This is a genomic window from Acinetobacter sp. UBA6526 (assembly GCF_002434875.1).
Classification (GTDB): Bacteria; Pseudomonadota; Gammaproteobacteria; order Pseudomonadales; family Moraxellaceae; genus Acinetobacter; species Acinetobacter venetianus.
This window is the reverse complement of the sequence record NZ_DJLC01000045.1, coordinates 1-7,276: the sequence shown is the minus strand read 5'-3', so window position 1 is coordinate 7,276 and position 7,276 is coordinate 1. Positions and strand designations below refer to the sequence as shown.

Below are 7,276 nucleotides of genomic sequence, written 5' to 3'. Positions count from 1 at the left end.
ACAGTAAATGTCAACAGACCCTAGAAGAATGGCGTAGCAGGGAGGATTTAGATATCCATATGGCCACTGATTATATTCAAAGTTTATTTAGTAATATCCAATCGCTCATTGAATCAAGTGATATTGTAGAAATCAAAAAAATATAGCCTTCTTGCTCTGTTCATCAATTTGCTTGGCCTGAGTAATGGTATCATTCAGGCCAATGCCCTGCCGTAAAGTTAGATCCACGTAATACAGAGGTTGGCGATAGCTTTGTGTGGTGCTTTTGCCTCTTAAAGTGAGTTGCAATGGTAGGCACGACAGTAAGCCTCCTGAAGTTGCACTGTAGTAACTCAATCGTGCAGCCAAGGTTCGAATACTATTAAAGCCAGGGGTTCTAAAGATGAAGGTCCCAAATTCATCTGAGTCATCCAAATTCAAAGGGTGGACCATATTTGTCTAGGAGAGTGGTGGCAGTCCACCATACGTAAAGACAATTGAAAGAGAGATTTTATCATTAGGCAGCATTGGATAGCTGCGTCGGAGTAAGTTTGATTTCGTCCTTGTTTGCCTTTTAATGGGGCATACCATTGCGTAGCAGGATCAAACCAAATGGCAATATTTCCACGATTGATGAGAGCTCGGTTGTAGGAAGACCAATTGGTTGTACGATAAATTTTAGGTGTAGGCTTATTCATTTGAAAATTATATTGTGGAATAAGCCTTTAGAGATAGGTTTGTGCAACAAAGCCAGTTCAGACTGACGTTCATCAAAGGCATCTGATACATATTTGAGGAAAATTAAGCCAAGGACAATATGCTTGTAGTTGGCAGCGTCTAAGCTGCTACGTAATTTATCAGCGGCTTTCCAAAGCTTATCATCTAATTCATTTAGAAACTTTTGTTCCAATGAGTTCATTCTTTATCCTCAATCAATGATCAACCGCTGTGGTTTTATACTTAATGTTCAATAGTTTATTACGTTAGCACATCTAAGACGAATGAAAAGTCGGGTACTACACAAAAAAAATCAAGATATATATTATTTTATATTTTAATCGCCTGTCCAAGCTTGAGTTAAGGACATATTCACTACTCCAAACATTGAAGTAGCTTCCGATATTTCTTAAAGCATCAAAAACCACACACAAAATATTGATTTTTAAGGTTATATTATATAAATTTTATCTCGCTTGTTAAGTCATTTTTGGTTGTTGTTAAAATATTGCTTCCGTCTTCTAGAATTATGCTTCCAACTCTTTGCAACTTTATAGACATAAGCAGGTAAATCATCCCATTCTTCAGGCAAGCCCGTACCTCGTGCAACACGAAGTTTTAAAGGATAGTTCTTATATTCAATCAAATGAAGAAAATAAAAACTACGTTCTTGACGTGTGCTGAACTTTTTATGATACACATTTCTCAGATGAGGGTATCGTTTTCGTATACCGTCATTAGGATGAGTATTTTCAGGTTGTAGGTACTGAAATTTCAGCTTTTTCATATTGCCTCCTAGGTCACATTACCTAGAAGGGGTCCTCTGCGTAGTAGTTCATTGTTTTAAACCTTTAATTTATCGTTGATTCATTGTTTTTAACGAATTATCTAAGCTGCCAATCCTTCTCTTTATTTAAAATAATAACTGATGATCGTATCTTTATGATCTCCCCAGCCTGTCGAGATATCCGTCAATTCAACACCATTTTTCTGGTAACTTTTTACTCGGTATAAATAAGTACGTGGTGGAGAAATATCATTGGTTCGTACTTTCTCAATCAGGATGAAAGTCTTGTCATCTAACCATTTTACTCTTAATGGTAATGGGTCTTGGCATTGCCCTATTTCTGCATACATTGCGGCATCTTTTCCATTCTTGGAAAAGGACAAGCCTGCACATTCTACATCGGGTAAATCTAAGACCAGTCGTTTACCAACTAAGCTTTCTTTTACGCCTGCACTAGCCAAGGTTGAAAGACTTAAACATAATCCTGCAAATATTAATTTTTTCATTTGAATAGACTCTTAATTTATTTGTTAAAACACATTGTCAATAAAGCCACACTGTAAGATGTGTTGTGATGGATTAACGGGATTGTCATAAAGGCTAATAAAAGCAATCATGTCATTCGGATCAGATACATCTCGTTTATAGGGCTGGCTATAGATATAAATTTGTTTAGGGATATAGACCTTTTGATTGTGGAAGACTTCTCCATCAAAGACCTTTAAATGTGGATATTGCTGAAAGACTTTATGGGTTTTGCTTCTGTTTTGATCATCATGCATTGAAGCTTTATCCCACTGCTGTTTAAAGCTTTTTAATTGTTGTCCGTTATAGTGACTGAATTGAATATTCAATCCATCCTCGATCTTTTGTTTGGTGTTGTTGATGTCATCAGCACGATAGATCGCAGTTCTTGCCCCTGCAACACTGACGTGTACTAAGGTTTCAATTCTTTTGATGGGATTGCTTTTGTTGTTGGGTAAATAAACTTCTGTTTCAGGACAATCTTCACAGAAATTTTCATCATCAGGATCATTGATGACGCTGCTCTTTTGTTTGAGGTACTGCTGTTGAAATTGTTGCTGTAATGAGGTGATTCCAGATGGCCATTTCATTTCGTTGCCCATCAAGGCTAAACTGTTACTCAAGGATTGTTCGTTCTTAGCCCAATCCAGACAAGTTAAGCCCTGCTCTAAGGTGAATGGCTTAGATGTAGACAGGGGTTGAGCCGTCACAGTCTGCATGATCAACAATGTCATACTGCTGATCAGTAGTGGTTTAAATCTAAATTTCATTTTAATAATCCTCGCATCTCCTACGGGCTTTGCTGCCTGCAAGAAATGCTCGTGTAAAATACTTATTTATTTTTAATCATTTAACATCAGTTATTGATAATGATCCGCTGATAGTAGCTGACGGATTTCACTGGCCATTTGTGGACTACGCCAAGGAAATAGGACTTTTAGACTGTAATTCGGTTTGAATGGATCTCGTGTGCCAATATTGACTTGAAACTCTCGTTTCATCGGTGTGCGATGAACTTGTTGATTGACATGTGTTCCCATCATTGGATTGCTGATCACAGTGGTCGTGGTTCTAAAGTGATCTTCAACTAAGTTGTAGTGTCCAACGGAAGTGATGTAATCAAAGGGATATTTGACGAGGCGTTGATCTGGCTGATCAAACAGAATAATGGTTTTATCTTGGCTGTTGATCCAAACACCACGGTTTTGATAATTAAAAGTTTCTCCTTGACGCTTGAGTTGTTCAGTCATTCCGTCAAAGTAGGTATTTCCATATTCATAAAGGTAGTAAAGGATCACAAACCAAAACAGGTCAAAGCCAAAGAAGATGTAACCGAAAGCACCAAAGGAGAAGATTTTGGCAACGATGAGAAAGATCACGATGGGTAAGACCACACATTTTATAAAGAGCTTAGATTTTTGTGGGCGGTGTTCAATGGGTATGATTTTGGGTTTGCTTAATTCAGTCATGGTTGTTTCCCGCATGTTCAATGCAATGCACAATCACCAGCAGATATAAAAAGATTTATTTTTTATAGGCGTGACTTAGCCATCCACCGTTGGATTGTTCTTGTAAAAGTGTTGTTTGAATACAGACGAATAATAAAAATTTAGCCGTATCGCCCTCGTTGCAAAGCACAACAAGGTTGAACATGGGGTGAGGCACAAATTAAAAAAGATAGGTACAGCATAAGAAGCTCCTTGAATCTTAAGAAGTTCTGCCATATCACTGCTAAATAATGGTGGCAGAACAAAAGAGGGTTAGCAGACTGGGATCCAAGGAACCAGCACACCCGAAGGTGTCCCCCTTCTGTCCTACCATAAAGATAAAAGGGGGACGAGAAGGTCCACAAAAAATAGACAAGCTATTTTCCGTGCTGGATCAACGGTCTGCTAAAACCGACTGGCAATGTAGGCCAGCGAGCCCATATTAATTTTATCCAGCGCTTTAGTCAATTTTACAAAGCACTAAAATCTATACAATTAGATTCGCCAAATGTAATCGCATTAAGTCTTTGATTTTTCCCATAAGGTCAAATTAGTCCAATCGATAGGCTCATTTTGCTTTGATGGATGAGGCTAAAATGGACTGTTGTTCTCTATTAAAATAAAACAATAAAATAAAGAATTAAATCAGGCGCGGCTCAGCTTTTTCATTCGAAGCATTGAGATGAATGAATGCCTAATGAGCTGTTAATGAGAAGATTGCAATTTACTCAGGCTGATTTAAAGCGATCACACTGAAGTACCCTCTTCTTCAGTAATATCCTATTAAATGCGATAGAATAAATAATCAGCAAAGCTCAGCGGGTCGATTGAATGAACTCAGCCAATACAGCATCGGTTTTAGCAGAAGCCATATTGAATACCGCGGATTTACTCGGTCTTAGCCAAACTCAACTGGCTGCTGTGATAGGTCTCGATTTCGCGTCGATGAACCAAATCGAATTCTCAGCTGTATTAGAACCTGCATCCCCACAAGGTGAAGCTGGATTATTATTGATTCGCCTTTATCAAAGCTTATCAGCACTCACGGGCGGTGACTTGGAATGGATTGATTATTTTATGAATACATTCAATACCGCAACCGATGGTATCCCGATTCAGCAAGTTCAGAACAGAAAAGGCTTAGAGAAAGTCTTAATGGTTGTTGAAGCCCTAAACAATCGGTAATTTATTCATTTTATTCTTTTAGAGAATCACTTTAGATTTGATGATTTCTTATTTTTTACAGAATTATTGAGAGCTAAAAATTAAATATTAGTCTATACAGCCGTCCACAAGCACTGTTCAAAACAATATTCCCAGCCGTCAGAAATTAAAAATATCTCCAGCAGAATCAATCAATTAATTAATGTTAAGATATGTAAAAAGATCCAATGCCCGCGTTGACAGCTTAAGCGATACCCAGTTAATCTAGAATCACACAGCAAAATCTGTGTACGGGCGTGAAAACCTGATACAATCTAGGTGCAAATTAATGTCGCACTCGCGGCTATTTTTTTGCCTACTGTTTAGCAGTCGTTATGGCAGCTTGCAGGGCAACCGTAAGGTTGGCTGATCCTAGATTCAGTATTGTCACCCCTGTTTAGCTGCCACCATCATTGTGACAAGTGATGGCGGTAGGTGTTAAAACTTATCTAGGACAACTGCTATGAACGCAATTCTTCATGGTGCAAACACTTGCACACCTAAAAAACAAGCCTCGCAACTGATTGTTGAACTTGGCAAAACTATTTCAAATCCTCAACGTCAGACACTCGCCAATCTTTATATTGCTGTTGACACCGCAAATTCCTTACTCAAAGAACTTGAACAAGCCCATCAAATTATTCGTGAGTGTATGCATGAAATGAATGATGAGCAAATTCTTGAAGTCGCAAAGCTCAATCAAAATAACAATTTATCGTCGCTCTGGGCATTTCGTACACATCAACGTCACAAGATGATTGAACGTGCACAACGTGTTCTACGTGGGGCGAATCATGTCCAAGACCAATAAGAATAATAACCTCCTCATTGCTGGAGACTATCCACTTATTGCTTCGCCAACGCTTGCAAAAGCGTTTGGCGTGGCTGCCGCCAATTTTTTACAGAAGCTGCATTACTTTTTAGAAAATAACGAAGGAAAAATCTTTAATGGAAAAAAGTTTTGGTTCCATAGTTATGAACAATGGCAAATAACACTTGGTGTGTATAGCATCTCAACGATTAAAAGAATTGTGGCCAAATTAAAACAGGCTGGAATTTTAGTGATTGAAAAGTTGGCACAGAATAAATGGCTACAAACCAATTTCTATACGATTAACTATAAGAAACTCAAACAATTCATCAAAGTCGACAGTCAACAAGATCATCAGGCTAAAGTGAAATCATCCATTTCTGCTCCAGTCGCTGCACCCAGCTTGCAGAAGCCAGCACCAGCACATACTATTCAACCGAGTGTAATAATTAATTCGATTCAACAGGCGTTTCAAAATATAAAGGTTAAATCAAATAGATTTGAACCAACATTAAAAGTGGCAAAAGAATCCCGTATACGCCCCGACTTTTTCACGCGTGAATCTTATTCAGTTGCAGGATTAAGCCAACCACTCCACCCTGCGGCGTCAAATGAAACTCTAAAAAATATGGATATGGACTACCGCTGCTTTTATCAAGCACTGAGGCAACAACGGGTAGATATAGATCATGATGATCACCGTATTCAACAACTCTTAAAGTATCAGAAGCGAATTCTTCAACATATTGTATATATCAAACAAAATTTTGCAGGACATGAGCGTTATCAATGGCACACGCTTGAACAATTGCAGATGGAAAACTATTTTAAGAAATAGGTCAAATTGCGCTAATACCAATTCAGTTGATCCGTCCATAGAAAGTATATAGACAGATCAACTAATTTAATTAAAGACTGAAGAAGGAATAATACATTCCATTGAGTTTGCTTGTGAGCAGTCATCATCTTTGGTTTATTAATGAGGATATATTAGAAGTCAAAATCAAATTTTTTAGATTGATCAAGTTGTGGCTTATTCTGAATTTCCTGTTCACGTTTTTTAGCCAACGCTAGCTCATACTCATTTTTATAAAGTTCATACAGATTATTTTGACGAATTTCCCGAATGTTCTTTCTATATACTGCTACCTTGTCTTGATCTTCAGGATCAGTGCTATATAGTAATGACCTTGGAATTTGTGGGACTTTTTTTAAATTGGTTCCATGTTTTTTATTATAATCTTCATTAGATAAGCACGATACTGCACTGCTCACTTCGATTTCCACATCATGAATTTCTATAATTTTTGTGGGTGCATATTTTTCTAAAAATTCATTTATTATTTTTTCAGTTTGTGTTCGGTAGTGAAATAATATATTACGACCGAATCCAAGCACATCAGCCGTGATTTTTAATGCACCTCCTTTTTCAGGATTTTTTTGACGATATTGCTTAAAGAACTGTTCTGGGGAACGCTGAATATTATCTAACATACTTTTTTCTGAAAATAATAAATGTAAATGTGGCTGTTCTGACTGCCCATCTAGCGCAGCCACATGATTATGAATTGCGATTGTAGATGGCATTTTATATTGACCACAAAACTCATACATCAGTCTCTCAGATAATTCGATACGTTTATTTCTATCCAGTTCTTTGGGCAAAGCGATTGTAATATGTGATGAGCTTCGTCTCGTCTCACTTGTATATTTATCTGCTGCATACCAAAAATTTTCAGGATGATTTTCAGACCAAATCGGCATATT

9 protein-coding genes and 3 pseudogenes are annotated in these 7,276 nt (G+C 37.5%); 4 read left to right on the top strand and 8 right to left on the bottom strand.

The window, feature by feature from the left end; translation table 11 throughout:
• A partial coding sequence (locus tag B4237_RS17690; protein ID WP_414632337.1) for a putative quinol monooxygenase occupies nt 1-146 on the top strand: 146 nt, incomplete at its 5' end.
• Here the strand turns inward: B4237_RS17690 and B4237_RS02835 are convergent.
• The 7 genes and pseudogenes from B4237_RS02835 to B4237_RS02805 all read right to left on the bottom strand — a co-directional run.
• Nucleotides 136-420, bottom strand: a pseudogene (locus B4237_RS02835) (hydrolase or metal-binding protein); the annotation flags it as partial. The gene B4237_RS17690 and the pseudogene B4237_RS02835 sit on opposite strands and share 11 nt — an antisense overlap.
• A gap of 38 nt (nt 421-458) precedes the next feature.
• Nucleotides 459-677: pseudogene (locus tag B4237_RS02830) on the bottom strand (transposase); the annotation flags it as partial.
• 44 nt (nt 678-721) lie between these two features.
• Nucleotides 722-898, bottom strand: a pseudogene (locus tag B4237_RS02825) (type I restriction-modification system subunit M N-terminal domain-containing protein); the annotation flags it as partial.
• Between the two features lie 282 nt (nt 899-1,180).
• Nucleotides 1,181-1,483: a hypothetical protein gene (locus B4237_RS02820; RefSeq protein WP_286941285.1), complete on the bottom strand. Its 303-nt coding sequence runs from the start codon at nt 1,481-1,483 to the stop codon at nt 1,181-1,183.
• A gap of 122 nt (nt 1,484-1,605) precedes the next feature.
• Nucleotides 1,606-1,989: a hypothetical protein gene (locus B4237_RS02815; protein ID WP_286941283.1), complete on the bottom strand. Its 384-nt coding sequence runs from the start codon at nt 1,987-1,989 to the stop codon at nt 1,606-1,608.
• A 24-nt stretch (nt 1,990-2,013) separates the two neighbouring features.
• Nucleotides 2,014-2,778, bottom strand: coding sequence for a hypothetical protein (locus B4237_RS02810; protein WP_286941282.1), 765 nt, complete (start codon nt 2,776-2,778; stop codon nt 2,014-2,016).
• A 90-nt stretch (nt 2,779-2,868) separates the two neighbouring features.
• Entirely contained in the window at nt 2,869-3,477 is a 609-nt protein-coding gene (locus B4237_RS02805; RefSeq protein WP_286941280.1) for a hypothetical protein, read from the bottom strand.
• 849 nt (nt 3,478-4,326) lie between these two features.
• On the opposite strand from B4237_RS02805, the gene B4237_RS02800 reads away from it, so the two are divergent.
• From B4237_RS02800 to B4237_RS02790, 3 genes are all read left to right on the top strand, one after another.
• Nucleotides 4,327-4,680: an antitoxin Xre-like helix-turn-helix domain-containing protein gene (locus B4237_RS02800; protein ID WP_286941278.1), complete on the top strand. Its 354-nt coding sequence runs from the start codon at nt 4,327-4,329 to the stop codon at nt 4,678-4,680.
• Nucleotides 4,681-5,161: 481 nt separating this feature from the next.
• Complete coding sequence (locus tag B4237_RS02795) at nt 5,162-5,509, top strand: hypothetical protein (protein ID WP_286941277.1); 348 nt, start codon at nt 5,162-5,164, stop codon at nt 5,507-5,509.
• Nucleotides 5,493-6,347, top strand: coding sequence for a hypothetical protein (locus B4237_RS02790; protein ID WP_286941275.1), 855 nt, complete (start codon nt 5,493-5,495; stop codon nt 6,345-6,347). The genes B4237_RS02795 and B4237_RS02790 overlap by 17 nt, the downstream gene beginning before the upstream one ends.
• A 152-nt stretch (nt 6,348-6,499) precedes the next feature.
• Here the strand turns inward: B4237_RS02790 and B4237_RS02785 are convergent.
• The coding region (locus B4237_RS02785) for a MobA/MobL family protein (RefSeq protein ID WP_286941273.1) at nt 6,500-7,276 on the bottom strand (777 nt) is incomplete at its 5' end.

Bases quoted from the DNA above. Each gene is read 5' to 3' on its own strand.
- B4237_RS02790 (WP_286941275.1), top strand. From the start codon at position 5,493: ATGTCCAAGACCAATAAGAATAATAACCTCCTCATTGCTGGAGACTAT.
- B4237_RS02805 (WP_286941280.1), bottom strand. From the start codon at position 3,477: ATGACTGAATTAAGCAAACCCAAAATCATACCCATTGAACACCGCCCA.
- B4237_RS02820 (WP_286941285.1), bottom strand. From the start codon at position 1,483: ATGAAAAAGCTGAAATTTCAGTACCTACAACCTGAAAATACTCATCCT.
- B4237_RS02795 (WP_286941277.1), top strand. From the start codon at position 5,162: ATGAACGCAATTCTTCATGGTGCAAACACTTGCACACCTAAAAAACAA.
- B4237_RS02800 (WP_286941278.1), top strand. From the start codon at position 4,327: ATGAACTCAGCCAATACAGCATCGGTTTTAGCAGAAGCCATATTGAAT.
- B4237_RS02815 (WP_286941283.1), bottom strand. From the start codon at position 1,989: ATGAAAAAATTAATATTTGCAGGATTATGTTTAAGTCTTTCAACCTTG.
- B4237_RS02810 (WP_286941282.1), bottom strand. From the start codon at position 2,778: ATGAAATTTAGATTTAAACCACTACTGATCAGCAGTATGACATTGTTG.